The 1,279-nt window shown below is 58.3% G+C and carries 1 protein-coding gene; it reads right to left on the bottom strand.

What is annotated here, in order from left to right:
• A partial coding sequence (locus tag AB0K15_RS48015; RefSeq protein ID WP_364067930.1) for a hypothetical protein occupies window positions 1-200 on the bottom strand: 200 nt, incomplete at its 3' end.
• Between the last annotated feature and the right edge of the window lie 1,079 nt (window positions 201-1,279).

Genomic DNA, 1,279 nt, shown 5'->3' with positions numbered 1-1,279 from the left:
TTGCGCTCGGCGACGGGTGCGCCGTTGAACGTGTAGAACCGGGTACCGACCGTGCTCGAGGTTCCGGTCGCGCGGAACAGCTCCAGGTCGTTGAGCGTCAGGGTGGTGCCGGTCGGATCCTTGGTGAACAGGAGGTTGCCGTCGGCGTCGTAGGTGTAGCGCCTGTCGCTGACGCTGTCATCAGCTATTGCCGTCGTCACCGGATGGAAGGATGGCGCGCCGCTCGTCGCTCCATCCACGCGGCGTCACAAGCGACGGGTGCTCCTGGGACACTTCGACGCGAGAATCCAATTCCTCGTCGGCTTCTACGAACCGCACACTAAACCTGCGGTGTGGGTAGCCGACGCTTAGCCTGGCACTCCACGACTGAACCAAGATCATTCCTAGCTCACGGTTAGCTCTGTCAACTATTTCCGCGGTACCTCTATTTTGCCTAAAAATGTGGGCAACTTCAAAAATATTGAAACTATCGACAGCCGTTGTCCACGACAAGGGCGCCCATTCACTGCTCGGCGCAGGGATTCGAATACGATCATTAATGTAATCGTAGTCACCTCCCCAGAGGGCCACAAATACAGCTCCCTCGATTTCCAATAGTTCAGGCCAAAAGAGCCGGGAGTATATCAATGCCTGTACGGAATCGCCCACCTCGCTAACGTACGACACCGGATCGAGAGAATTCACTTCTGGATACGAGTACTGCAGAATCTGACCTACTGCAGCACTATCACGTATCGACTTCTCATCATTCATCAAAGGTACCCCGGTGGAATATTTTCAGGAACTTGGGCTCCCGGGAAGGCCTTCCCGTTGCCCTTAGGATAGTACAATGGTGGCTTCATGTTCGCATGGATGCCTCCCGTCCCTCGGAACCTCGGCCCCTTCTGCCACCCGTCATTGGCCCTATCGTTCTTGATCCAAGTTTGATAGCGCGTAACCACGCCGTCGGCATTCCGTTCAAAAACGGTATGATCGCCCGTCGCAGCAGCGTCCGGAGACAGGCCCTCAGCTCGTCCACGCTTTGCAACTACGGCTTCACTTTCAGCGGCGAAGGCACGACCTTCTGCGGTAGCCGCGCCCTCGAGCAGGTGACCACCGGCGTCGACGGCGAGTTCGGCGCCTCTGACCTCGGCACCGCCGGGCACGAACCACACTCCGACCTCGGCAACGCCCTTGACGCATCCGGGTCTGCCCAGGGTCTGGTTGACACCTCACCTGTGAGGCTTCAGCCTCGCCTGGAAGGATGTCACCGTGCCCAAGCCCTACCCCCGTGAGTTCC

Source organism: Amycolatopsis sp. NPDC049253, assembly GCF_040678995.1.
Classification (GTDB): domain Bacteria; phylum Actinomycetota; class Actinomycetes; order Mycobacteriales; family Pseudonocardiaceae; genus Amycolatopsis.
This window is presented reverse-complemented; position numbering and strand designations above follow the sequence as displayed.